Source organism: Pseudomonas sp. NPDC089428, from assembly GCF_044749325.1.
In the GTDB taxonomy this organism is placed as follows: Bacteria; Pseudomonadota; Gammaproteobacteria; order Pseudomonadales; family Pseudomonadaceae; genus Aquipseudomonas.
In genome coordinates, this window is sequence record NZ_JBIVHT010000004.1 from 259403 (window position 1) to 283443 (window position 24041).

The 24041-nt window shown below is 61.2% G+C and carries 16 protein-coding genes; 6 read left to right on the plus strand and 10 right to left on the minus strand.

What is annotated here, in order from left to right; all coding sequences use genetic code 11:
- Window positions 1–67 precede the first annotated feature (67 nt).
- The 5 genes from ACIPZ5_RS10085 (at window position 68) to ACIPZ5_RS10105 (ending at window position 4106) form a co-directional block, all read left to right on the plus strand.
- Complete coding sequence (locus ACIPZ5_RS10085) at window positions 68–697, plus strand: LysE family translocator (protein ID WP_400808209.1); 630 nt, start codon at window positions 68–70, stop codon at window positions 695–697.
- A gap of 21 nt (window positions 698–718) precedes the next feature.
- A complete protein-coding gene (locus tag ACIPZ5_RS10090) occupies window positions 719–1591 on the plus strand; it encodes an alpha/beta fold hydrolase (protein WP_400808212.1) in 873 nt (290 codons plus the stop codon).
- A gap of 100 nt (window positions 1592–1691) precedes the next feature.
- Complete coding sequence (locus ACIPZ5_RS10095; RefSeq protein ID WP_400808215.1) at window positions 1692–2579, plus strand: pirin family protein; 888 nt, start codon at window positions 1692–1694, stop codon at window positions 2577–2579.
- Between the two features lie 140 nt (window positions 2580–2719).
- Complete coding sequence (locus ACIPZ5_RS10100; RefSeq protein ID WP_400808218.1) at window positions 2720–3628, plus strand: DNA-3-methyladenine glycosylase family protein; 909 nt, start codon at window positions 2720–2722, stop codon at window positions 3626–3628.
- Window positions 3629–3845: 217 nt separating this feature from the next.
- Window positions 3846–4106 (plus strand): DUF1652 domain-containing protein, encoded by a 261-nt coding sequence (locus ACIPZ5_RS10105; protein ID WP_054885291.1) that lies wholly within the window; start codon window positions 3846–3848, stop codon window positions 4104–4106.
- 17 nt (window positions 4107–4123) lie between these two features.
- On the opposite strand, the gene ACIPZ5_RS10110 is transcribed toward ACIPZ5_RS10105, so the two are convergent.
- The 10 genes from ACIPZ5_RS10110 to icmH form a co-directional block, all read right to left on the minus strand.
- On the minus strand, window positions 4124–4738 hold the full coding sequence (locus ACIPZ5_RS10110) for a Yip1 family protein (RefSeq protein ID WP_400808221.1): 615 nt from the start codon (window positions 4736–4738) through the stop codon (window positions 4124–4126).
- 85 nt (window positions 4739–4823) lie between these two features.
- Entirely contained in the window at window positions 4824–5111 is a 288-nt protein-coding gene (locus ACIPZ5_RS10115; RefSeq protein WP_261940223.1) for a hypothetical protein, read from the minus strand.
- 196 nt (window positions 5112–5307) lie between these two features.
- The gene (locus ACIPZ5_RS10120) at window positions 5308–5565 is read right to left on the minus strand and encodes a PAAR domain-containing protein (protein WP_400808224.1); all 258 of its coding nucleotides are present in this window, start codon (window positions 5563–5565) and stop codon (window positions 5308–5310) included.
- On the minus strand, window positions 5562–6365 hold the full coding sequence (locus tag ACIPZ5_RS10125; RefSeq protein WP_400808227.1) for a DUF6708 domain-containing protein: 804 nt from the start codon (window positions 6363–6365) through the stop codon (window positions 5562–5564). The genes ACIPZ5_RS10120 and ACIPZ5_RS10125 overlap by 4 nt, the downstream gene beginning before the upstream one ends.
- Window positions 6362–9550 carry a T6SS effector BTH_I2691 family protein gene (locus ACIPZ5_RS10130; RefSeq protein WP_400808229.1) on the minus strand — a complete coding sequence of 1063 codons (3189 nt, stop codon included), beginning with the start codon at window positions 9548–9550 and terminating at the stop codon, window positions 6362–6364. Before ACIPZ5_RS10130 ends, ACIPZ5_RS10125 begins: the two co-directional genes overlap by 4 nt.
- Before the next feature lie 363 nt (window positions 9551–9913).
- Window positions 9914–10741, minus strand: a complete 828-nt coding sequence (locus tag ACIPZ5_RS10135) for a DUF6708 domain-containing protein (protein WP_400808231.1) — start codon at window positions 10739–10741, stop codon at window positions 9914–9916.
- Window positions 10741–13917 (minus strand): T6SS effector BTH_I2691 family protein, encoded by a 3177-nt coding sequence (locus tag ACIPZ5_RS10140; protein WP_400808234.1) that lies wholly within the window; start codon window positions 13915–13917, stop codon window positions 10741–10743. Before ACIPZ5_RS10140 ends, ACIPZ5_RS10135 begins: the two co-directional genes overlap by 1 nt.
- On the minus strand, window positions 13914–14837 hold the full coding sequence (locus ACIPZ5_RS10145; protein WP_400808236.1) for a hypothetical protein: 924 nt from the start codon (window positions 14835–14837) through the stop codon (window positions 13914–13916). The genes ACIPZ5_RS10140 and ACIPZ5_RS10145 overlap by 4 nt, the downstream gene beginning before the upstream one ends.
- Window positions 14834–16918, minus strand: a complete 2085-nt coding sequence (locus ACIPZ5_RS10150; protein WP_400808238.1) for a type VI secretion system Vgr family protein — start codon at window positions 16916–16918, stop codon at window positions 14834–14836. The genes ACIPZ5_RS10145 and ACIPZ5_RS10150 overlap by 4 nt, the downstream gene beginning before the upstream one ends.
- A 30-nt stretch (window positions 16919–16948) precedes the next feature.
- Window positions 16949–17737, minus strand: a complete 789-nt coding sequence (icmH, locus tag ACIPZ5_RS10155) for a type IVB secretion system protein IcmH/DotU (RefSeq protein WP_400808608.1) — start codon at window positions 17735–17737, stop codon at window positions 16949–16951.
- 453 nt (window positions 17738–18190) lie between these two features.
- Here icmH and mnxG point away from each other — a divergent pair, with 453 nt between their 5' ends.
- The gene (mnxG, locus tag ACIPZ5_RS10160; protein ID WP_400808241.1) at window positions 18191–24040 is read left to right on the plus strand and encodes a manganese-oxidizing multicopper oxidase MnxG; all 5850 of its coding nucleotides are present in this window, start codon (window positions 18191–18193) and stop codon (window positions 24038–24040) included.
- Window position 24041: the final 1 nt, after the last annotated feature.

The following is a 24041-nucleotide window of genomic DNA, read 5'->3' on the forward strand; positions in this document are numbered from 1 at the left end:
ACTTAACTGTACCGGTCGCAGGGCAGGGCGACTCCGTTAGTGTGACAGCACCTGCAACAATTCTGGAATGCCTGCCATGCTTGCCTCTGCCGACCTGCTGACCGCCTTCGTGCTGTTTGCTTTCGTTTCCTCGATCACGCCCGGGCCTAACAACACCATGCTGCTGGCCTCGGGCGTGAACTTTGGTGTGCGCCGTTCGATTCCGCATGCCATGGGTATCAGCGTGGGGTTCATGGTCATGGTGCTGGCGGTGGGGCTGGGCCTGGGCGAGGTATTCAAGGCCTGGCCGGTGCTGTACAGCGTGTTGCGCTATACCGGTGCGGCCTACCTGTTGTACCTGGCCTGGAAGATCGCCACCTCCGGGCCGCTCGGCGCTGATGCGCCCGGCGCGCGCAAGCCGCTGGGTTTCTGGGGCGCTGCGGCATTCCAGTGGGTCAACCCCAAGGCATGGGTGATGGCAGTGGGGGCGATCACGACCTACACGCCGGCCCAGGGCTATGTGGCCAATGTGGTGGTGATTGCCGCACTGTTCGCCCTGGTCAACCTGCCCAGCGTCGGCGTATGGGTGATGTTCGGCAGCGCCCTGCGCAACCTGCTGCAGAACCCGCGCTGGCTGATGCTGTTCAATGTCCTGATGGCCTTGCTGCTGGTGATTTCACTTTACCCGCTGCTGTTTGTAGAATCGGCATTTTCATGAACCGTTGAGTACAGTAAGCCGATGCAGCTGATCCCCTGGTCATTTGAGGCCGCCGAAGGTTTCACCCTGCGTGGCTGGCGTTCGCCGGCCAGCGGCAAGCCGCTGCTGCATTTTCTGCACGGCAACGGCTTTTGCTGCCTGGCTTACCAGCCGCTGCTGATGCGCCTCAGTGAACATTTCGATTTATGGCTGAGCGATGTCCAGGGCCATGGTGACAGCGATCATGGTGGTGATTTCCGCGGCTGGAACCGCAGCGCTGCACTGGCAGTGCAAGCCTTCAACGCCGGACGTGGTGAATATGGCGAGGTTGCCCGCTACGCCGTGGGGCATAGCTTTGGCGGCGTGCTGACCGGATTGATGCTGGCCAGCCAGCCGGGTTTGTTTGCCCGTGCCGTATTGCTCGACCCGGTACTGTTCAGCCGGCGCATGATCGGTGTGATGGGCGCTGCTGCGCTGGTCGGCTTGCACCGTCGGCATGCCCTGGCGCGCAAGGCCGCCAGCCGGCGCAGCCATTGGCCCGACCGTGAGTCGGCGCGGGCCTCGCTGCACGGGCGTGGCATCTTCAAAGGCTGGAGCGAAGCTGCTTTGCAGGCGTATGTCGAGCACGCGATCGGTGAGTGCGGCGAAGGCGTGGTGCTCAAGTGCCGGCCCAGCCGTGAAGTGGAGATCTTCAGTTCGTTCCCGTCGCGCATGTGGGCGCAGCTGGCCTCCATTCAGGTGCCAACCCTGGTGCTTTATGGTGAGCAGACCTATCCCTTCGTGCCGCACTCGGTGCAGCGCCTGGCCAGCCTCAACCCTGAGGTGAGCGCCCTTCAGGTCCCCGGCGGGCACTGTTTCATGCAGGAAGACCCGGCGATGGCCGCGCACAAGGTGCTCGAATACCTGCAAGCGTGAGTGTTTGTTCCATCGGTGGAACGATCAATGCCATTTCAGCTGACTACCGGCCGATTGGGCTCATTGGTAAGGTTAACCCAGCTTAGAGAGGAGACTTCTCATGAAAAAGATCCTGGGTATCCACCGTAGCCCTCACGCCCATTGGGTAGGCGATGGTTTCCCTGTGCGCAGCCTGTTCACCTACGACAATCTGGCCAGCAAGATCAGCCCGTTCCTGTTGCTGGACTACGCCGGCCCCTACGACTTCACCTCGACAACTGACCGCCGCGGCGTCGGCCAGCACCCGCACCGCGGGTTCGAGACCGTGACCATCGTCTATCAGGGTGAGCTGGAGCACCGTGACTCGACCGGGGCCGGCGGCCTGATCGGCCCGGGTGACGTGCAGTGGATGACCGCCGCCAACGGCATCATCCACGAAGAGTTCCACTCCCCGGCGTTCGCCCGCAGCGGCGGCACGCTGGAAATGGTGCAGTTGTGGGTCAACCTGCCAGCGCGTGATAAGCGTGCGGCTGCCGGTTACCAGACGCTGTTGTCGGCGGACATTCCCGTGGTGCAACTGGCAGGTGACAGCGGCAGCCTGCGGGTGATCGCCGGTGCCTATCAGGGCCATTCGGGCCCGGCACGGACCTTCACTGCGATGGACGTGTGGGATATGCGCCTGAATGCGGGTGCCAAACTGCAACTGCCGGTTGCCGCAGGTCGAAATGCCGCGTTGGTAGTGCTGCGGGGTAGCGTGCGGGTCAATGGCGAGCGGGAGGCGGGCCCGGCCAGCCTGGTGCTGCTGGAGCGCGATGGCGAGCATGTGGCCATCGAGGCTATCGAAGGCGCCAGCCTGCTGTTGCTCAGCGGCGAGCCGATCGATGAGCCGATCGTTGGCTATGGCCCCTTCGTGATGAACAGCCAGGCGGAGATTGCCGAATCGTTCGATGACTTCCATGCCGGGCGCTTTGGACAGATGGCGGGCGAGGGGGCTGGCCTGAATCACTGACAGCCTGTATTGGCCCATTCGCGGGGCAAGCCCGCTCCCACGGGATCATGACTGCCCCTCAGGTAGTGACGATCCTGTGGGAGCGGGCTTGCCCGCGAAGAGGCCAGTACAAACCACACAAATCTTGGCATGATGCAACGATGCCTCTGTCCCACCTGCACGCCGTGCACCGTTCACTCAGCGCTTCTGGCCAGCACATCTTGTGGCTGCGCTACCCCACGCCTTACCACTGGCCCTCCACCCTGGCCTTCCTGGCTGCCCGCTGTATCCCAGGCATCGAAACCTTCTGCGATAACACCTATCGCCGCAGTTTTACCGTGGCTGGCAAACAGGCGGTGCTCGAAGCCAGGCCGGCCAGCGGCAATCGCCTGTGCATCCGCTTCAGCGCTGTACCTGCCCGGTCCGTCCCCGGCCTGATCGCCCGCATCCGCCGTTTCTTCGACCTCGACGCCGACCCCACGCGCATCGCCGCAGCGCTGTCCCGCGATCCGTTGATGGCCAGGCTGCTTGCCGCCCGCCCAGGCCTGCGCGTCCCGCAAGGCTGGGACGCCTGCGAGCAGGCCATGCGCACGGTGCTGGGGCAGCAGATCAGCGTGGCAGGTGCCATGACCCTGGCCGGGCGCCTGGTGGCGCGCCATGGCCAGCCGTTGCGCCTGCCGGCCGCTGGCCTGACATATGTCTTCCCGACGGCGAGTGTGCTCGCCAACGCCGACCTGGAAAACCTGGGCATGCCCCGCGCACGCGCTGCAACCCTAGGTACTCTGGCGCGAGCGCTATTGGCGCATCCGACACTGCTGCGCCAAGGGCAGCCCCTGGAGCCGTTGCTGGCCAACCTTTGCCGCTTGAAAGGCATCGGCCCCTGGAGTGCCCACTACCTGGCGCTGCGCCAGGCGGGCGCCGGCGATGCGTTGCCATTGGGGGATGTGGCATTGGTCAAGGCCTTGCGCCTGCTGGAAGGGCCTGACGCGCAATTGGCCGAACGCGCTCTGGCCTGGCGACCCTGGCGCGCTTATGCCGCGCAGCATCTGTGGGCATCACTGGCCGGCTGACAGCGCATTGCGCGACCGCTTGTCGCGAAGTGCCAGCATTCGATCGAACGGGCGGGGCCGAACATCGTTCTTCCACTAAGGTGCTAAAGGATTCTCCGCACGATCATTGCCCCGGCGCATGGACGGCCGCTTGGGCATGCGCAATATCAATTGGCACCCTGCCTGCCAAAGGCGTACTCACACACAACAGGCCATCCAGTACAGAGAGGGTCGTACCATGTCGTTGATAGGAGTTTCGATGCTGGAAATGCGGCAGATCATCGAGCAGGCGTGCCTGCCCGACCGCTGCGAAGTCAGCTGCCCGGACGGCACCACCTTGACCATCCGCCTGGGTCAGGGACAAAGCCTGGAGGAGGGCGTCACCCTCTCCGGGGTTTCGCTGCAGAGCTTGAACAGTTGTCGCGACCTGGTGAACCTGGTCGGCCAGCTGCACACCCTGCGAGATAGCCACCCGGCAGCACTCAGGGCCATCGCCTGAGCACCGATGTGCACCGGTCAGCCAAGGCTGGCCGGTCGCACGTATTCGGGCATCAGTGCATTGCTCCAGAACAGGATCATCGACACCAGGATGGTCACCAGCAATAGCAGGCCCACGCCCCAGACGCAGCTGGCAAACAGCATGGCCTGCTCCTTGCGCAGGCGCAGGAACGTCTGCAGGCCGCCGTACAGCAATACCGTGGCGTAGGCTGAAGCGGCGAGCAGAGCCAGCAGTGCCAACCAGCGAATCGGCAGCAAGCCGACCACCCCGGCGAAGAACCAGGGTGTGGCGCAATAGGCGGCGAAACCGATGCATTGGTTGAGTGTCGGTTGCACATCGAAGCCGCGCGACATCCAGCGAATCATCACCCCCATCAGCATCACCCCGACCACGGTGGTGGCATACAGCAGCCCGGCCAGTTGCGCGGCGCTGGCCATGCTCAGTTGCACCCGCTCCTGCGCGGCCAGGCTCCAGCCGAAGGTGGTGGTGCCGACGAACAGGCACAAGGCCGGGATCAGGGCCAGCGCCAACAGGCGCGGCAGGTATTGTTGCGGGTGGTCTTCCTCGGCGCGGCGGATGTCGATCCAGGCGTCGGCGGGGTGGGTGAAGAGCTTGAGCAACGGGCTGTTCATGGCGTTCTCCAGAAGGCAGGGCCTTGTAGTTATGGAGATCTGCCGTTTGCAGCAGGTTCAGCCCAGTGCGCCGCCGTTGATCGGCTTATTGCAGCTCCAATAGCAGGTTCAGCCCGCCATCGCCGCATTTGCCGTGGTCACGGACAACCCCGTGATAGCTACGCCCGTCCCACACGAATGCCACGCTGTGGGCGCGTTCGACCTTGTCCGGCAGTGGTGGGCAGATGTGCAGGCGCAGGGCAGGGCGGCCTTGCAGCGTAAGGGCCGCCATCTGGCATTGGCATTCCACGCTCAAGGCTACCGGGCCGAACAGGGTGTCGCGGACGTAGTCGAGCTGCAGGCTGGAGTTAGGCGCACGGCCTGGCAGTTTCATGGCAACTGGACTCCTGGGCGTTGGCAGCGCAGGGATGGCGGGATGGGCATCGGCGGCTGGCTCCTGGCAAAAGGATGGCACGTATCAACTTTTGGAAGCTTACCGGCGCTGGATGTTCAATTTGTTTCACAGATTTTCATCAGGTTTTTGCAGTGTACCGACGAAGGGCCGCCGGGCGACCCAGGTTGGAGGACGGTCAATCCAGTTGCCAGTTGTTATCACCTTGGCTTAGTACGCCGCCGTGGTCGGTTCTGTCACCTTCACGTGCTACGGCTTTGCCTTCGATTTGAAAACCGGTTGCGCCGGTTTCGATCAATGCACCGCAACTGGTTCGGTCGCCAACTCTGGCGACCGCCTTGCCATTGAAGGTGTAGTGCGTGCTGCCTGTTTCTACCACGCCCGGGCCGTGAATCGGGCAGTCGTGACGGTGACCTACGAGTATTACGGGCTTCATGTCCGGTCTCCTGGATTGGGGGCGGTGCGGGATTCCAGGTCCATATCGGCGGGCCATTGGACTTTGGGGGCTCGTTGATCGAAAGGATTAGAATAGGTGCCCTCGTTCCAGTTCCACGGTGAATGTACGAATTCGGGGAGGGCTTCTGCTCCTTCGTGCATAAATAGCCTGGCGATGTCCCAGTATTGCTTACCTGTTTGTATATCGTCAGTGAAAAATAGTCGATCGATTACTTCTTCAGTGCCAGGTTTCCTAACAGATATTCTGACTTCTTCTTTATATCCTCCATAACCTAGAGGGGCATAAAATCGATAGACTTCGGCAGTGAGGTCTTCCCAGTCATAAGCAACGGGCTGTACACCCCAGTTTTTACGGCTGAAAGGGCGAAGCCTATCGAGTCTGAATTGATAAAAATATACTTTTCTTCGGTATCTATTAAATCGAATGGGTTCGTCTCGGGGGAGGCTTAGCTCTAGGCGGATAAATGGAGTAAATAAAAAACACCCTCCAAAAAGCATTGCCATTAGTATGATTGAGTCGCTCGGGTCAACTTTTCCGATTATGAAGAAATCGAATGTTAGTGAGTGGATAATCACTGCTGCGCCCAATAATAAGGCTAGCCCTCCGGCAACCAGTCCTACGCCTCTGGCTCTCAATAGCGATCTAGGTAATTCAATGTAGCTTTGGTCAATATGGTTTGGGGGTGGATCTAAATTGCTTATGGTTTGCCGTTGAGGTAATGGCTTGTCGGAAGAGGGTAGGTCGTACAGCCATCCGATTCCGCGATATGGCAATGTCATGCGTTGTTCTCCTGCGTGACGAACTCGGAAATGGCGTCTTGAATATCGCGGTCTGGCCAATAAGCTACTGATAATGTGGCGGCTATAATATTATGCCTTCCGATTTGAGGTGTAAGTTCGATTGCTCCGGAGATGTCTATGCGGCAGTATAAGTTTTTAGTTTTTTCAATGGGGTGTCTGCTGGTGTTGATGGTCAAGCTGTCCTTTAAATAGTCCGGGGTCGTGGGGCGTTTTGATGGAGCTAGCTCGCTTAACTTTGCAGTTCTAGTGTGCGTGTTGGGGGTGTGGTGCGTCTTTGTAGCTATGATTTCCCCACCCGAGTAATTATCTGGAACTCCATCTCCTGAACGGTGAATTGCAATTGACCAATGGTAGCCAGATTTGTCCTCGCTGAACTGAGGTAGCGTGATGCTGAAGGTGAGAGTTGATTTTGTTTCAATGTTAACCAGTCCGCCTATTTTTGGGGAGGCTGCAAAATCAGCTTTGACTGTTTTGAATGTCAATCCTCCAGTCAAACCCAAGGTGGCTGCATTTAGTTCTGAAAGTGCAATATCCGCATCGGTCGGGGAGGTCCAGTGGATACGCGGTGACTCGTTGGCATAGCCGAAAAAACAGCGCTTTACCCATGTTTCTATCGGTGTTGATTCCTTGTTTTCCGCTGTTTTGATGAGGGATGAAGTGGTGAGTCCTAATATAATGGCAACGCCCAGCGGTCCTATTATGAGTGGGTAAAATATAGCTACGATCGCGGCTCCGGTAGCAAGTACGCCACTCATAACGGCGCGTTTGTACCATTTAAGAGCACTTGTATCGCCCGAGCGTAAACTGCGTTCGGCTCCCAGATAGGCTTGCAGGGTGTCGAAGAGTCCCGCCGTAGCGCTGACAATTGCTCCAATGCTAGCGACTGCTCGGCCAACGGCGAATTTGTTACTTGTGCTTGTTTTATGTGGCATCAAGAAGCCAGCTAGTTCTATCCCCCCTCCAATAACAGCTACGCTGGACCCATACAACGCCATCATGGCCTCACCAGACTTCGCTCCAATTGCCTCATCTGCTTTCTTCAGGTTTTTTCCAAGGCTATCGCTCAGTAAGTAGAGCCCGCCCAGCGAAAGCAGCAACTCCCAGCCTTTTCCCGTTCCTTGCAGCCCGGTAAAGCTGTCACGCACCAACTGTGATGCCTGGCCGGCACTGATCTTCATGCCATTCAGGGTCTTTCGCGCATCCAGCTCCAGCGTTCCCGCTGCGACTGTGATGTCCACCAACGTCATCTTCGCGGCATCATTCAGTTGGTTGACATTGAGCTTCACCTCCCTGGTCAACCGCTCATGCAGGTCGTGCGTCGTGCCCTCGACCCAGACACTGACCGTGATCACCTGATGCGCCACTTTCGGGTCGAGCACGGCAAGGCTCAACAAACCGGTCTGGATGATCGGTTTTACCTTGCTCGTTTGCCTGAATATGCCGGCCTTCACATCCTCGAGATCCGGCATCATCTCTGCCCGTGCCTTGGCCAGTTTCTCGCTGGCGCTGTTCTGCAGTTCACGCAGGTGTGCGCTCTGCAAGGCGTAGTACTCGCCCAGCTTCATCTGCACCTGCAGTTCGATCAGATGCACACCGTTGTAAATCCGCTGACTGGCACTGTTCAGGTGCCGCACGGCCTGCTGGATACCAGGGTCGATCCGCACTCGCAGGCGCGAACTGGCGGCATTCACCGCGCCCTGCAGTTCGGTGATAGCCTGCTTGAGCGAGTCGCGCATCTTCAGGCCGGCGTCTTCACTGGTGATGAACTTGCTCAAGGCGCTATAGAGCTTTTCGCTGTCGTTCCAGTGGGTCGGCTCGGTTGGCGAGAAGCTTGGCAATAATGCTGCCATCAGCGGCCCGTCGCGCAGCAGCAGAGCGCGGTAGGGTGGGCTGTCCGGGTCTTGCAGCCACTTTAACCACAGCGCTTCACTGCTGCCTTGCGCTGGCTCAGGCTTGGTGGACGGCGCTTCGGTGATGCCGCCGGCCAGGCAGGCGGCCATGGTCTTGCTGTAGGCGATGACCGATTCACGGTCTCGGCCATCGTAGTCGTGCTGTTCGATCAGCGCGAAGGCTGCGCTCTCGCAGAGTTCCGCGTAGGTGGCGGCATGTCGGTCGATGAAGGCCTGGAACCGGGTCTCCTCTTGTTCATACTCCGCTTGGAACGCCGCGCGCCGGGGTTCGTCGTAGCGTTCCTCGAGTTTTTCATCGCTCTCGCGCTGGCGCATTTCGACTATGCGCTGGCGCTCCACCTCGGGATCGGTGAACAACGGCGGCCCGTCGCCTGTCTGTGGTTCGAACGTCGGTACTTCTTGCGCCGCCCATTCACGCTGGGTGGCACGAATGATCTGCAGGATCTGCGACGTCTGCAGCTGATAGGCGCGCAGCGGGTCCTCGCGCCAGGCCTGGCGCTTGACCACCCAGTTCAGGCGCTGGTGGTTGTACTCCTGGATCAGGCCGACGGTGTCGTCGAGCACCACCGCCAGCACGCCGTTTTCCAGCTGGTGCCGGGCCATGGCGTTGACCAGGTAACCGCGCAGCGCGGTCTTGCGCAAAAAGCGGCTGTGAAAGCCATGGGCACTGTCGAACGGGCCATTCAGTTGCTGGGCGTATTCGAACACTTGCCGGTCGACTTGCAGGTTGTCCGGGGTCATGGCCAGGCCGAGCAGCTCGGGGTGCTTGCGCGCCAGGATCAGGTCCAGGCCCTCGAAGCGCCGCGCCGGGTACAGGCCGTACTTGTAAGCCTGCAGCACGGTGACCGGCCAGGGATCGCTGGAGAAAGCCAGCCAGGCCGAACCGTAGGTGTCGGTGTCGATGTTGAGGAAGGACGACGGGATGTCGTGGTCCTCATGCACGCAGCGCTCGGGCAGCGACGGTGGTGGCCCCAGGTTCGGCTCGTAGGGATTGAAGCGGCGCAGGTGGCCTTGCGCGGTGACTTCGTAGGCGTGCCAGATACGCTGGTCGAGCAGCATATAGAGGTAGCCATGGCGCAAGGTGCGCAGGCCCATCCGGGTTTGCGTGGCGGGGTCGCTGCCGGGGCGGGTATCGGGGACCACGGCGCGGCGCAGGGGGAGGATGGGCAGGCCCTGGCGCTGGCAGGCTTTGCAGGGAGTGAGCAGGAAGTCGGTTTCGGCGATCAGATTGGCGACGTTTTGACTGAAACTCATGGATGATCCTCTCTCGCCGGTTGACACTGCATTGCAGGTCTGCGCGGCTATCAGCTTTCAGGCTCGATCAAGATGAGTCTGAACACTAACGAGGAATCAATTCTCAGAGGAGTTGAGCTCTTCCTAAAACACTGTAGGAATTTTCGACCAGATAATTGCCTTTTCCTAGGCCTTTGATTAAACCTCTCCAGGTCAATGGATCGCGAGTTGATGCGTAACGTTACCGATGAGCCCCACTCATTGCGACACTCGGCGTTGGACAGCAACGACCGCCCCTCCACCGCAATCCGGGAAAGTCAGCTTCCACGACGCTTTCGCCGTGGATTGGGCAGGTTCAAGAATGGCTGACGATAACCACAGGTTTTACCGCTGTTCTTCAGGGGCGGGGGCTGTGCGGGACTCCCGATCCATTTCGGCGGGCCATTGGACTTCGGGGGCGAGGCGGTCGAACGGATTGCAAAAAACTGCTTTCTTTCCAAGGTTGGAATCCGGGATCTCATCTTTGTTTGTGGTGGGGTGAAGGAAATCTGGAATTGCGTCAGGGCCTTGTTGCATGAAAAGCCTGACGATGGCCCAGTAGTGCTCGCCTGCCTCTATGTCGTCGGTAAAGAACACGCGGTCGATTATTTCGTTGGTGCCAGGTTTGCATATCGAGATCTTCACTTCTTCCTTGATCCCGCCGTAACCGGGGGCATAAATCCGGTAAGCCTCGAGGGTGAGGTCATCCCAGTCGTAAGCCACTGGTATCACGCCCCAGCCTTTTTTGCCGAATGGGTTCAGGAGGTTGAACCTGTACTGATAGAAATAGACCTTTCGGCGCTGCCGATTGAAACGGATGGGTTCATTTTTAGGAAAGCCAAAATCCATTCGGACGTAAGGGGTGAGGATGGAAAAAATACAGGCGTGGAAGAAGATGTACCAAGATAGCTCTTTTAGTCCTGATAGATTTCGCGCGAGCGGGAAGTGGTTAAAATAATCGATTGTAAATGCCAGGGCCGTAATTGATATTGCTGCGCCCGTGACAATCCAGCCGCCTCTTAGTTTTAGGGTGATTCGGGATAATTCGAGGTGGTTTTCATTCATGTCAGTTAAAGCATGGGGTGGCTTGCTAAGTCTAGGGTCAATATTCGCTTCGGTATTAGGGGCGGGTAGGTCGTATTTCCAACCTAGACCTCGATCAGGCTTCTCCATTATTTATTCTCCTGGAACGTGAGTTCGGCATAAGCTTCAGGAATACTGCGATCCGGCCAGTAAGTAACAGTCAAAGAAGCAGACATGATGTTGTGTCTACCTGCGTCTTGGGTTAGTTCGATTTGCCCCGTAAACGTTTTTATCGAGTGGTTACTTCCGGCCTGCGGAGAGTGATGGCTTTCTGTGATTGTCAAGCTCTCAGGTTTGTAATCCGCTTTATTGATCGGATTTGAGGGGAGTAGCGGCACCCTTTTTGAGGTGGCGGGTGTAAGTGTTGGTGGGAAGTGTTCTTGCGTCGTGATAACTTCGCCGCCAGTGTAATGGGGAGGGACGCCGTCGCTATGCCTATGGATCAGGAGTGTCCATCGATATCCAGCGGATGAGCTGTTTAAGTTGGGGAGTGTTACCCGGAATCTCAAAAAACTCTGCAAGTCAATGGGTACTCCAATTTTGGTGTTGCTGAGTTTGCTTGCAATAACGGTGTCAAATTTCAGTCCGCCTGTTATGTGCAGTGTCGCTGCGTTTAGCGCTGCAAGCGCGATGTCTGCGTGATTTGGTGAGTTCCAGTGTGTGCGAGGTGTTTCATTGGCATGGCCGAAATAGCAACGCCTGGCCCATAATTCCAATGCGCTTGACTCATTTTTCTCGGCTATCTTGTTGAATATATATGCAGCCAAGCTTGATATGATGGCGAATCCTATGGCTTTCAGAGCCAGTGGACTGAATACTCCCACTGCGCCTGCGCCAGCGGCAGCCAAATTAGCCAGCGAAGCGAAAATATAGTGTCTGGCAGCCGTTTTATCTGCGGATTTTACAGTGCGGCTGTAAGCAGTCCTTGCCTGCGCGGCCTCAAAGATGCCTGCGGCGGCATTAAGTACCCCGCCAACTCTGGCAATACTGCGACCAAGAGACATTTGATTGTTTGTGCTTGCCTTGCGCGGCATCAGAAGCCCAACCAGCTCTATGCCGCCACCGATAATTCCCAGCTTGGCCCCATACAGCGCCAGCATGGCTTCATCGGCCTTTAGCCCCATCGCTTCTTCCGCTTTTTTCAGGTTCTTGCCAAGGCTATCGTTCAGTAAGTACAGCCCGCCCAGGGACAGCAGCAACTCCCAGCCTTTTCCCGTTCCTCGTAGCCCGCTGAAGCTGTCGCGGACCAATTGCGATGCTTGGCCCGCGCTGATCTTCATGCCATTCAGGGTCTTACGCGCATCCAACTCCAGGGTTCCCGCCGCGACGGTGATGTCCACCAATGTCATCTTGGTGGCATCATTCAACTGGTTGACGTTCAGCTTCACTTCCCTGGCCAACCGCTCGTGCAGGTCATGCGCCGTGCCTTCGACCCAGACGCTGACCGGGATCACCTGATGTGCGATTTTCGGGTCGAGCACGGCAAGGCTCAGCAAACCGGTCTGGATGATCGGTTTCACCTTGCTTGCTTGCCTGAAAATACCGGCCTTCACGTCTTCGAGGTCCGGCATCATCTCTGCCCGCGCCTTGGCTAGTTTCTCGCTGGCGCTGTTCTGCATTTTTCTCAAGTGCGCACTTTGCAAGGCGTAGTACTCGCCCAACTTCATCTGCACCTGCAGCTCGATCAGATGCACGCCGTTGTAGACCCGCAGGCTGGCGCAGTTCAGGTGCCGCACGGCCTGCTGGATGCCGGGGTCGAGCAGGGCTTGCAGGCGCTGGCTGGAGGCATTGACCGCACCCTGCAGCTCAGTGATGGCTTGCTTGAGCGAGTCACGCAGTTTGAAACCGATGTCATCACTGGCGATGAGCTTGCTCAAGGCGTTGTAGAGCTTTTCGCTGTCGTTCCAGTTGGTCGGCTCGGTCGACGAGAAGCTTGGCAGCAGTGCCGCCATCAAGGGCGCGTCGCGCAGCAGCAGGGCGCGGTAGGGTGGGCTGTTCGGGTCTTGCAGCCACTTCAGCCACAGCGCTTCGCTGGTGCCGAGAGCTGGCTCAGGGTTGCTGGAAGGCGCCTCGGTGATGCCGCCGGCCAGGCAGGCGGCCATGGTCTTGCTGTAGGCGATGCCCGATTCACGGTCTCGGTCATCGTAGTCGTGCTGTTCGATCAACGCGAAGGCCGCGCTCTCGCAGAGTTCCGCGTAGGTGGCGGCATGCCGGTCGATGAAGGCCTGGAAGCGAGCTTCCTCTTGTTCATACTCCGCTTGGAATGCCGCGCGCCGGGGTTCGTCGTAGCGTTCCTCGAGTTTTTCATCGCTCTCGCGCTGGCGCATTTCGACTATGCGCTGGCGCTCTACCTCGGGATCTGTGAACACCGGTGGCCCGTCACCGGTCTGTGCCTCGAACGTGAACACTTTCTGTGCCGCCCACTCACGCTGGGTAGCGCGGATGATCTGCAGGATCTGCGACGTCTGCAGCTGATAGGCGCGCAGTGGGTCCTCGCGCCAGGCTTGGCGTTTGACCACCCAGTTCAGCCGCTGGTGGTTGTACTCCTGGATCAGACCGACGGTGTCCTCGAGCACCACCGCCAGCACGCCGTTTTCCAGCTGGTGCCGGGCCATGGCGTTGACCAGGTAACCGCGCAGCGCGGTCTTGCGTAAAAAGCGGCTGTGAAAGCCATGGGCACTGTCGAACGGACCGTTCAGTTGCTGGGCGTATTCGAACACTTGCCGGTCGACTTGCAGGTTGTCCGGGGTCATGGCCAGGCCGAGCAGCTCGGGGTGCTTGCGCGCCAGGATCAGGTCCAGGCCTTCGAAGCGCTGCGCCGGGTACAGGCCGTACTTGTAAGCCTGCAGCACGGTGATCGGCCAGGGATCGCTGGAGAACGCCAGCCAGGCCGAACCGTAGGTGTCGGTGTCGATGTTGAGGAAGGACGACGGGATGTCGTGGTCCTCATGCACGCAGCGCTCGGGCAGCGACGGTGGTGGCCCCAGGTTCGGCTCGTAGGGATTGAAGCGGCGCAGGTGGCCTTGCGCGGTGACTTCGTAGGCGTGCCAGATACGCTGGTCGAGCAGCACATAGAGGTAGCCGCGGCGCAAGGTGCGCAGGCCCATCCGGGTTTGCGTGGCGGGGTCGCTGCCGGGGCGGGTATCGGGGACCACGGCGCGGCGCAGGGGGAGGATGGGCAGGCCTTGGCGCTGGCAGGCTTTGCAGGGGGTGAGGAGGAAGTCGGTTTCAGTGATCAGGTTGGCAATGTTCTGACTGAAGCTCATGGGTAGGCCTCGAGATTGGGGAGGGTGGCAAGCAGGCGCTGCCAGCTCGAATCGGAGTAACGCGCCATCTGGGAACTCAGTGGGCAGTGCTGATGTACGGCGGCACTGATCATGTCGCGTACGGCCTGGAGGGTGTGTAGCTGTGGGTGTAGGCAAAGCCAGTGCAGGGCCAGTGCCCGGATGTCTTGCTCAGCGCTCAGACCGAGCCCGCGTGCGTCATTGATGTGATTGGAGGCGCGCACGGCAGCGAATGGCGGGAGCGCTGGGACTTTGATGGTGTTGGCAAATAGCGTTGATGCCTTCCATATCGCCAGCACGGCCTCGATCAGTGCGATGTCTTGCTGGACACCGAGGGCGCCCGCAGGTAGACCCCACCGGGCCTGGGGCTGACCTTTCAGGCTTGCCAGGCTGCCGCCGCTGGTCAAGAACACCCAGCGCTCGATCGGCCACCATGGCCCCTGTTCCGCACGTTCGAACAACGCGGCCAGCAATTCCAGGCGCAGCGGTTCATAAACGGGGTGGAATGTGGTCGCCCCGGATACGTCGGGTAAACGGCACAGCGCGGTCAGGTGGGCTGCAACGGCGGGGGGCGGCGCTTCGCTGAGCAGCCAGCCGCAGACCTGGCGCTTGCGTCGATGCATGTCGAGTTCGGCGGCCTGTGCTGTCAGCGCCAGCAGCGAGGCGTCAGCCAAGCTGCCGGGTGAGCTGAGGCACGCGAGCACAGGGTACAGACCTGGTGCATGAGGCAAGTCGGGCCGAACCACGCGTGTCATTGCTGTGTCGCCCAATGCCGACTTCAGGCTTGCAAGTAATGAGTGTTCGCTGTCTTCTGAGACAGCCAGCGGGTCCAGCAATACGTAACTGTAGTGTCCGGGTCGGTGGTGTTGGTTGATGAGCTTGATCAAGGCTTCACTGCTCATCGGCCGGTCTCCTCGCATCGGTCGCTGGCATTGGCGAGCAGATCCAGGTCCAGGGTATTTCCCGATCCCTCGACGGCTGCTTGGGTCGGGCCGAGCAAGGTGAGTGTCAGGCCGTTCAGGGTGATGCCTTGCTGATCCAGCACGATGCTGCCGCCAGGGCTTCTGAACTCGATGCGCTCGCTGGCCTGCAGTTGATAGACCGTGGTTTGCTGGTTCACACCCCCGCCGATGCTGATTTGCTGTCGCCCTTTGATGTGCAACTCGCTCTGGCCACCGATGCTGACATGGTGGTTGGCCCCCGTGGCTTCACGATGGTCATTTGCGACTTGCTCGATAAGGTCCTGGCCTATGTCTACCCGGCTGGTACGCCCGACCCGATCAGTTCGGTCGCGGCCGGTTTGTTGTTGAAGATCGTTGCCAACCGTCAGCTGTTCGTCATTGCCTACCTGCTCGACTCGGTTGCGCCCGACGCGGGTGGTCTCATCGTGCTTGACCACATTGTTCTGGTCCCGCTCGGCATGGATGAACACTTCCTGCTTGCCCAGTTCATCCTCGAAACGCAGTTCGTTGTAGCCATCACCCTTGTGGGTCTGGCTCTTGATGGTCATGCGCGTCTTGTGTTCCGGCAGGTCGTACGGAGGCAGTTGGTTACCGCAGTACGTACGCCCGGTGATCATCGGCTGATCGGGGTCGCCGTTGACGTAGTGGATGATCACGTCCTGACCGACCCGCGGGATGGCCATCGAACCCCAGCTGCCGCCGGCCCAGCCTTGTGAAACGCGCACCCAGCAGGAGCTGAACTCGTTGTTCTGGCTCTCGCGGTCCCAGGGAAAGCTGACCTTGACCCGGCCCCACTGGTCGCAGTAGATCTCCTCACCGGGTGGCCCGACCACGGTGGCCATGTGCGGGCCATCGACACGGGGCTTGTCCAGCGGGGCAGGGCGCCATTCGGTTCGGCCAGGCACCAGCGTTGCGTTCTGATGGTAGTGCGTGCCGCGTTCGGCACCGGCGGCTTCTTCCTGCAAGCTGGTGAACTGGCTACCCTCATGGACGACATGGATCACCCGCCAATGCACGTTCAGGTCTTCCCGCGGATGTTCGGTGAGAGTGAAGCTAAGCCCCGGTTGCAGGCGCACATCGTCGCCTTCCACTTCAGCGATGCAGGCATCGTGACGCCGGGCGTCGAGGCGGGTCTGTGTAAAGGGTTTGCCTACCGCATCGCGCTTGTAGCGGCCGGGGTAGTCGAAACGCTCGTAGTCCGTCGATTGGTGAATTACGCCGCTGGCCACGGCGCGGTGCTGCTGGTTATAGGCCGGGTTGGTGAAGGTGTAGTCGCGTTGCACTTGCCTGGCGGTACGCACCTGCTCGCGATAGCGCAAGCGACGCAGGCAGGGTTGCGCTTGCACGCCGCCGCTGTTGGCGCGGTACAGCACATCATAGGGGCCTGCCTGTTCCTGATCATCGAAAAAGCCGTCATCGTCATTATCGGGCTTGATGACGCCATGACTGATCAGCCCCAAGGCCTGCACGCGATCGTTGATGATCAGTTTGTGCTGTTTGGTGCTGTGCTCGAAGCGGTAGACGAAGCCTTCCTCAGCCGCCAGCCTGGCGATGAAGTCGAGGTCGGTCTCACCGGCCTGCACGCAGAACTCACGCACCTGATGGTCGGCACTGCAACCCAGTTCGAAATGCATGATGCCTTGGCGCTTGAGCATCAGCTCGATGATCTGCGGGGCGGTTTTCTGCTGGAAGATGCGCCAGTTCGAGCGCAGATTGGCGCGTGCCAGCTGTGGCTCGATCAAGGCGTTGTAACGGGTTCGATGGACGCCGGTTTCACCCTGGCTGAAGCTGCTGATCAGGCCGTGCACGTAGCGCAGCGGGCGTTTACCACGGCTGATGGTGAAAAGTGCAGGCTTGTCGAGCAGCTGGGCAAAGTCGGCTTCATCCTCGAAGCTGACCAGTTCCAGATGCAGTTGGAACGGCGTGCTGATCGCCTCGTCGAGCGTGAACGACACGACCTCGAATTTAATTTGGCTATGCAGCGGCTGAAAGCTGAAGCACAGGTCGGTTTGGCTGGACATGCAGATCTCCCTGAAATGCGTGGTGTTCGGCTATTGCTGTAAAATGCGGTCCAGCGACTCCAGCACCTCGGTGGTAATGAGGTGAAGTCGGTAGCTGTAGATCCCGTAGGCAATGGCCATGGCAACGGCAGACAGCACCAGCGGGCTCCACCAGGGCCACTGCCGTTTCAAGCGAAAGTCGCGGGGCGCCACGTTGGTGTAGGGGTCGCAGATTTCTGTCGGGACGGGGCCGCGCAGTTCGCGGATAATCCCGTGCAGCTGGTGGATCAGGGCGTTCAGTGTTTCTTCGCCTTTCGGGGCAACGGCGTACTTGCCCTTCAGGCCCAGGCACAGCGCGAAATACATGAACTCCAGGGCGTCCTGGTAGCGCTTGGGCTCCTGCATGAGCCGCGAGAGCACGGTGAAGATCTTTTCACCGCCCTGGGTCTCGTCATGGAAGATGCTCAGCAGCGATGCCTGGCTCCAGCAACTGTTCTTGCCCCACGGGCGTTCCATCACGGCTTCGTCGATGAACAGGCACAGGGCATAGGAGTAGGCCTGCAATTGCGCCGGCTCATAGTTGTTCTGGCGCATTTCCTGGCGAATGTTCTCGATCTGGTTGCGCACTTTCGCATGCACATCCTTGAGGTTCGGAAGTTCATCGAGCGTGCGCAGGCGGATGACCAGACCGAGTAGTGGTGTAGCCGCATCCAGCATCAAATTGGCAATGCCGCCGCGCAGTTGGAAGTCCGGGTCTGCAGCGTAACCTGCAGGTTCTGAAGGGGGTTCCTGCCGGTTGTTGCTGGAAAGGCTGGCAGCCCATGCGGTCGGTTCGAGCATGCTCTGAGCATTCTGCTCACTCATGCGATAAGTCGTTCCCGAGTGTTCATCGCTAGCGTTGGGGTGTCTGGACATCTGGTTCCTCGATTGCCGGCCTGCGTACGGTGGCGCAGACCAACGAGTGGCTCATCGGTCAGTTGTGATTACGCTGAGCCTGAACACTAACGGGGAATCAATTCTCGTAGGACCGTCGCGCTTCCTTTAACGCTGTAGGAATATTCGACGCGTAAACTTTCAGCCCTTTAATGAAGGTATCCAGATGTAAATCTGCCCGCTCAAAGCACGCTACCGAAACGACAATGCATATCATCCCCCGATTCGGGGAATTTCCATGGGGAATCCTCCCCAATCTGTTCCGCTTCCGCTTCCAACTAGCTGAAATCAAACGCTATTTTCTTATGGCACACACCTTGCTCACTTCCTCGCAGAGTCCCTGTGTCCCGGAGGTGCAGCATGTCGACCCCGTACAAAGGCCCCGTCCTGACATCACTTGTCCTGGCCTTGTTTGGCTGGGAAGCGACCAGCGAGGCTGCCGTGCAGTGCCAGCGCACCCTGGTGGCCAATGTGGTGGCCCTGGACCAGCCACTGATGTTCAACCGCCTTGGCGCGCAGAACGCCAACGGCATGATCTTCGCCCTGCGCGAGGATGTGGTGGATGATCGCCAGGTCCCGCTGAGCAACGGCGGCGCCGCCGTGCCGGGCAAGGTCACCCTGCGCCCCGACAAGCGCCCACGGCCTATCGTGCTGCGCGTGGCTGCCGGGGACTGCCTGACGGTCAACCTCACCAACCTGCTCGACTACCGGGCCAACCCCAACAAGCATGGCATCGAAGCTGAGGCGCCCGAGGGCGAAGAGGGGCCGGAAACCGAGGTCGAGAACGAAGCCGGCGAAGGCTTCGTCGCCGATGAGCAGGTGGCCGAGCGCATGGTCGGCTTCCAGGTCAACGGCATGCAGGCGGTCAACAGCATCGCCGACATCTCCGCCAACACCGGCCGCAACGGCAACTTCCTGGTCAGCCCGGGCAGCACCCGCAGCTACACGCTGTATGCCGAGCGTGAGGGGGCGTTCGCCGCCACCAGCAAAGCCGCCACCTTCGGCGGCGAGGGTGCCGCCGGTAACGTCGCCAACGGCCTGTTCGGCCAGGTGGTGGTGGTACCCAGGGGTGGGCGCACCTACCGCAACACCCTGACCGAAGAAGAAATGCGCCTGGCCACCACCGGGCGTACCGCCACCGGCCAGCCGGTGATCGACTACGAGGCCCGCTACCCGCAGCGCGAGCCGTGGCTGAGCGAGGGCAAGGCCGGCAAGCCGATCATTGCGATGATCGACGGCAACCAGATCCTCAACAGCGAAACCGATGCCATCGTCATGGGCCCCAACCCTGATGGCAGTTTCCCCAAGTCCACCTATCCGCTGGAAAGCATTGGCAAGCGCAACCCGGCATTGCCCAACCGGCTCGAGGCGTTTCGCGACTTCGCCTCGCAGTTCGCCGACGAAGTGGCCGGCACCCAGGCCTTCCCTGGGTACTGGGCGGACCCGGTAATGGGGCATGTGCTGGAACCGGCACGCGACTCGTTCATGATCAACTACGGCTCCGGCGGCATGGGCGCCGAAGTGGTTGCCAACCGCCTGGGCGTCGGGCCGATGCATGACTGCCTGTCGTGCGCCTACGAAGAGTTCTTCCTCAGTGCGCACACCGTGGGCGATATCGGCACCCTGGTCGATGTGCCGGCCAACGTCGGCCTCGAACACATCCGCCCCGGCGAAGTGCCGCCGGCCAGCGCCACCGGGGTCAAGGCCAGCATGGCCCTGTACCCGGCGGAGCCTGCCAACGTGCACCACAGCTACATTGGCGATTTCACCAAGTTCCGCAACACCCACAACGGCCATGAGCAGCACATCTTCCACCTGCACGGGCACCAGTGGCTGTTCAACCCCAATGACGACAGCTCCGACTACATCGATGCCCAAGGCATCGGTGCAGGTGTCGGTTATACCTACGAGATCGCCAATGGCGGCTCGGGCAACCGTAACCGGGTGGCCGGTGATGCCATCTATCACTGCCATTTCTACCCGCACTTCGCCCAAGGCATGTGGGCCATGTGGCGGGTGCATGATGTGTTCGAGGAGGGCACCCGGCTGGAAGTCAGCGGGCAGGGCGAGAACGGCTTCCACAGCACGCCGTTCGCACTGCGCAGCGGCAAGCCCGCTGTGGGTGCGCGGGCGCTGCCGGACGGTGAGATCGTTGCCGGCACGCCGATCCCGGCCATCGTGCCGCTGCCAGGCAAGGCCATGGCACCGATGCCTGGCAAGGTCGTGGTGGTGCCCAAGCTCTCTGCCGGGCAGGTGGCCGCCAACGACGATGAGCACCCTGATGAGGATGGCGATGACGACCACGCCCAGCAGCCTGGCGCAGCCAAGGCGATCGGCTCGCTGGCCCTGGTCGACCGCAGCGAGGCCAACCGCAATGCCGACGGTACCCTGAAGAACCCAGGCTACCCGTTCTGGATCGGCGGTATGGAAAGCAGCGTCGGCAACCGCCCGCCAACCCCGCCACTGGACATGCTCGACCCGGCCCTGGCCCGGCAGCTCAAGGACAGCGGCAAGGCCCTGTGGGCCAACCTCGACCCCAACCAGGTCGATGGCTGGGACGGCGGCCTCGGGCGCCATGCGCTGGACGGTGTCTCGGCGGGCGGTGAAGCCGTGACCACCACCACCAAGCTGGACTTCTCCAAGGTGGTGCACCGGGCCAAGCCGATCTACCTGCCGGAAGAGGGCACCGACGTCGAACAGGCCGCCATGCAGTTCCATGCCCTGGCCGAGCACCCCAGCTATGCACTGATCCCCGGCAGCCAGCCGGTGCCCAAGGCCTTCCGCACCAACGGCGCGCTGCCGACCGCAGGCGCACCGTTCTACGAGCCGTGCATGGATGACCGCGGCAAGCGCCTCACCCAGTCTTCGGGGGTTGGCGAATTCTTCAGCGGCGAAAGCCTGACCGGCATCAACTTCCGTGGTGCTTCCACCTTCACCGCCGACCGCCCGCGCATCTACAAGGGCGCCAACATCCAGTTCGATGCGGTGTACAACAAGGTCGGCTACCACTTCCCGCAGGCACGCATCATCGCCCTGTGGGAGGACGCCTGGCCGGTGATCACCAAGCAGCGCCCGCCAGAGCCGCTGGTGATGCGCATGAACACCTTCGACTGCACCATGTACCAGCACACCAACCTGATCCCGTCGTTCTATGAAATGGACGACTACCAGGTGCGCACGCCGACCGACGTGATCGGTCAGCATATCCACCTGCCCAAGTGGGACCTGACCGCCGCCGACGGCTCGGCCAACGGCTGGAACTACGAAGACGGCATTCTCTCGCCCGGCAGCGTAGTCGAGCGCGTGCACGCCATCCGCGCCTTCAACAACTGCAGCGAGGGCGACACCCGTGACGGCACCGCTGCCTGCCCGAAAGCCAAGCAGCACCCGTACTTCGGCCGCTTCGGCCGGGCTGACTGGCTGGGTGCGCGCACGGCCATGCAGCGTTGGTTCGCCGACCCGCTGGTCAACGTGTTCAACGTCGACCGTGGCCTGGGCACCATCTTCACCCACGACCACCTCGGCCCATCGACCCACCAGCAGCTCGGGCTGTATGCCACCGTGCTGGCCGAGCCGGCCGGTTCCACCTGGTACCACGCCGAAACCGGCGAGAAGCTGTACAACCCGGCCACCCGCCAGGACGGCGGGCCAACCTCGTGGCAGGCGGTGATCCAGACCGGTGACCACGACGGCGATGGCAAGAACGACAGCTACCGCGAGTTCTTCCTCGAGTACAGCGACTTCCAGCATGCCTATGAAGCGGGCGTGTATGTCGGTGCCGGCCCGGATGGCATCCCCAATGCCCAGTCCTTCCCGGCCACCGCCGACAGCTTCCGCTACGCCATCAACCCGCCGGTGCGCGGCAAGGCGTCGAACCTGCTCGAAGCGATCGTCGAGGAGCGTGGCGGCATCAACCCGGGTTGCCCGAGCCGGCCATGCCCGCAGGCCATCTCGGTGGATGACCCCGGCATGTTCGTCGTCAACTACCGCAACGAACCGCTGGCCCTGCGCGTGTTCGACCCGAACAAGGTCGGCCCGGACGGCAAGCGCGGCATGCAGGCCGACGGCCTCGGAGGCGACCTCAGCTATGCGCTGCAGACCCGCACCGACCGCGCCATCCCTGCGATGAACATGGCGCCTTCGGCGATCACCTCGGCGGTTGGCCCCACCGGCGGTACCACGCGCTTCCCGCCACACATCAACAAGGCCGGCAGCGAACCGGGCGACCCGTTCACGCCGATGCTGCGGACCTACAGCGGCGACAACGTGCGCCTGCGCATGCACGCCGGTGGCCATGAAGAGGAGCACAACGTCACCCTGCATGGCGTGAAATGGCTGCAGAACGGCTCGGGCTTCGGCAACAGCTCCAACTCGGGCTGGAAGTCGTCGCAGATGATCGGCATCTCCGAGCAGCTCGGCTTCATGGCGCCGGTGTCGATGATCTCCAGCGCGGCCGCCACCAACGGTGACTACCTGTACTCGCTGGACGCGGCGCTGGAAGGCTACTGGAACGGCATCTGGGGCATCATGCGCAACTACACCACGCAGCGTGCCGACCTGTTCCCGCTGCCCAACAACCCGCAGCCGGTGGCCATGCGCAACACCGTGAACTTTGACGGCATCTGCCCGAAAACCACGGCCAACCCCAACGGCATCGGCACCCGCACCACGGTCAAGCGCAGCTACGAGATCGTCGCCGCGCTGGCCAACGACATCCTGGAAAACCGCAACGGCGTCGCCATCAACGACCTCGCCGGGATTGGCCAGCATGTCGGCGGTCCGCTCAAGGCCAATGGTGGCACCCTGGTGTACAACAACCGTAAGACCAGCATCCCGCTGGTCAGCGGTGTCGACCCGGAGGACGGCGTGCCGTTCAGCATCGGTGGCCACAGTGCGCCGCTGCATGACCCGACCGCGATCCTGTACGTGCGCAAGGCCGACCTCGACGCCACCACCGGCAAGCTGAAAGCGGGTGTGCCTGTAGAGCCGCTGATCCTGCGTGCCAACGCCGGCGACTGCATCAGCATCACCCTGGAGAACCGCCTGCCAGAAGTGATGCCGGACCTGCCCAGCACGGCGGTGATGCACAACGTGGTCAAGCGTGACCGGTTCGACAGCGAAGGTGCCACCGCCTTTGCCAACAACCTGATGCGCCCGTCCAGCCACGTCGGCCTGCACGCCCAGCTGCTGGCCTACGACATCACCAAGTCCGATGGTGCCAACGTCGGCCTCAACCCGGTGCAGACCGTGCCGCCCCGGGCCGGCAACAGTGGCGCCTACCCGAGCAAGGTGTACCAGTACTACGCCGGCCACCTGGAGCGTGAAGGCAAGCCGGTGCTGCAACTGGGCCGCACGGTGGACAACATCAACACCACGGCGATCGAGTTCGGCGGCCTCAACCTCACTCCGTCGGATTTCATCAAGCAACCGCAGAAGGGCCTGGTCGGTGCCATGAGCGTGCTGCCGCAGACCGCCACCTGGACCGAAGACACCGCCAGCCGTGCCCAAGCCACGGTGAAGGTCACTGGCCAGCCGGACTACCGCGACTTCGTCACGGTCTGGCAGCGCGCGCTGAACATGCGCTGGGCCGATGGCCGCCCGGTCGAAGGCATCAATACCGAAGGCAACGGCGCGGCGGGCGACCCGCAGGACAACGGCAACATGGCCGTCAACTACCGCACCGAACCGCTGTGGCTGCGCTTCGGCATGGCCCCGGACTCGCCGTTCGGCCGCGCCAACGGCCTGGGCTTCGGCGATGTGCCCAACGCCCACATGGCCTACGCCAACGCCCTGGTCGGCGGTGACCCGCTGACCCCGGTGCTGTACGCCAAGCCGGGCCAGCCGCTGCGCAACCACATCGTCATGCCCAGTGGTGGCAGCCGCGGCATGGTTTACCAACTGGACGGGCACGTCTGGCCGCTGCATGCGTACCAAGCCGAGAAGAACGACCTCGACGGCTACCCGATGAACCTGCCGGGCATCGGCTCGGTGCGCTTTGGCCTCAACCCGATGGCCATGTACATCGGCGCCCAGGAGAGCGTGCTGCCAGCCGCGCACTTCAGCTTCATGCTGCCCAGTGCCGGTGGTGCCAACGCAGTGCCGGGTGACTACCTGTTCCGCGACTATGCCGCCTACGGCAACCTCTCGGGACTGTGGGGCATCCTGAGGGTGACCAATGACCTGCCGCCGGCCACCGCCGCGGGCCAGTGAA

Excerpts from the sequence above, each read along its gene's own strand:
- ACIPZ5_RS10085 (WP_400808209.1), top strand. The coding sequence starts at position 68 with ATGCCTGCCATGCTTGCCTCTGCCGACCTGCTGACCGCCTTCGTGCTG.
- ACIPZ5_RS10090 (WP_400808212.1), top strand. The coding sequence starts at position 719 with ATGCAGCTGATCCCCTGGTCATTTGAGGCCGCCGAAGGTTTCACCCTG.
- ACIPZ5_RS10095 (WP_400808215.1), top strand. The coding sequence starts at position 1,692 with ATGAAAAAGATCCTGGGTATCCACCGTAGCCCTCACGCCCATTGGGTA.
- ACIPZ5_RS10100 (WP_400808218.1), top strand. The coding sequence starts at position 2,720 with ATGCCTCTGTCCCACCTGCACGCCGTGCACCGTTCACTCAGCGCTTCT.
- ACIPZ5_RS10105 (WP_054885291.1), top strand. The coding sequence starts at position 3,846 with ATGTCGTTGATAGGAGTTTCGATGCTGGAAATGCGGCAGATCATCGAG.
- ACIPZ5_RS10110 (WP_400808221.1), bottom strand. The coding sequence starts at position 4,738 with ATGAACAGCCCGTTGCTCAAGCTCTTCACCCACCCCGCCGACGCCTGG.
- ACIPZ5_RS10115 (WP_261940223.1), bottom strand. The coding sequence starts at position 5,111 with ATGAAACTGCCAGGCCGTGCGCCTAACTCCAGCCTGCAGCTCGACTAC.
- ACIPZ5_RS10120 (WP_400808224.1), bottom strand. The coding sequence starts at position 5,565 with ATGAAGCCCGTAATACTCGTAGGTCACCGTCACGACTGCCCGATTCAC.
- ACIPZ5_RS10125 (WP_400808227.1), bottom strand. The coding sequence starts at position 6,365 with ATGACATTGCCATATCGCGGAATCGGATGGCTGTACGACCTACCCTCT.
- ACIPZ5_RS10130 (WP_400808229.1), bottom strand. The coding sequence starts at position 9,550 with ATGAGTTTCAGTCAAAACGTCGCCAATCTGATCGCCGAAACCGACTTC.
- ACIPZ5_RS10135 (WP_400808231.1), bottom strand. The coding sequence starts at position 10,741 with ATGGAGAAGCCTGATCGAGGTCTAGGTTGGAAATACGACCTACCCGCC.
- ACIPZ5_RS10140 (WP_400808234.1), bottom strand. The coding sequence starts at position 13,917 with ATGAGCTTCAGTCAGAACATTGCCAACCTGATCACTGAAACCGACTTC.
- ACIPZ5_RS10145 (WP_400808236.1), bottom strand. The coding sequence starts at position 14,837 with ATGAGCAGTGAAGCCTTGATCAAGCTCATCAACCAACACCACCGACCC.
- ACIPZ5_RS10150 (WP_400808238.1), bottom strand. The coding sequence starts at position 16,918 with ATGTCCAGCCAAACCGACCTGTGCTTCAGCTTTCAGCCGCTGCATAGC.
- icmH (WP_400808608.1), bottom strand. The coding sequence starts at position 17,737 with ATGCTCGAACCGACCGCATGGGCTGCCAGCCTTTCCAGCAACAACCGG.
- mnxG (WP_400808241.1), top strand. The coding sequence starts at position 18,191 with ATGTCGACCCCGTACAAAGGCCCCGTCCTGACATCACTTGTCCTGGCC.